This is a genomic window from Paenibacillus sp. MZ03-122A, from assembly GCF_024213325.1.
Taxonomy (GTDB): domain Bacteria; phylum Bacillota; class Bacilli; order Paenibacillales; family Paenibacillaceae; genus Paenibacillus; species Paenibacillus polymyxa_B.
The window spans coordinates 1-522 of sequence record NZ_JANAVI010000063.1; the positions used below are offsets into that span (position 1 = coordinate 1).

At 54.8% G+C, this 522-nt stretch carries 1 protein-coding gene; it reads left to right on the forward strand.

What is annotated here, in order from left to right:
• On the forward strand, positions 1-522 hold a 522-nt coding region (locus tag NLX74_RS25555), incomplete at both ends, for an AMP-binding protein (RefSeq protein WP_254330939.1).

Genomic DNA, 522 nt, shown 5'->3' on the forward strand with positions numbered 1-522 from the left:
GGTTTGGAACAAACGCCAGCGAAGTTTGATTTGACGCTGGAAGCCAGAGAGGAAGAGGCAGGTATCCAGTTCGGATTACAGTATGCAACTGCGTTGTACGAGCGCGAAACGGTAGAACGGATGACGCGTCACTTTGTTCGCTTGGCCGAAGCCGTGGCGGCGAACCCGGATGCGAAGCTGGGTGAGCTGGAACTGATTACGGCGGAAGAAACCGTGCAGATTCTGGAGGTATTTAATGACCCGAACGCACATAGTGTGCATTGTGCTGAACACAGACAGGTGCAAGGCCGTTCGCTCAGCGAACGCTTTGAAGAGCAAGCGAAGTGCAACCCTGAGCGGATAGCAGTTGTGTCTGGGGCCACCGCGCTGACCTACACTGAGCTGAATGAGCGTGCGAACCAATTGGCTCGTGTGTTACAAGCGGAAGGGGTCGAAGCAGATCAACCGGTTGGCGTATTGCTGGAACGTTCTGCGGATATTCTGGTGAGCATTCTGGGGGTACTTAAGGCCGGAGGCGCATAT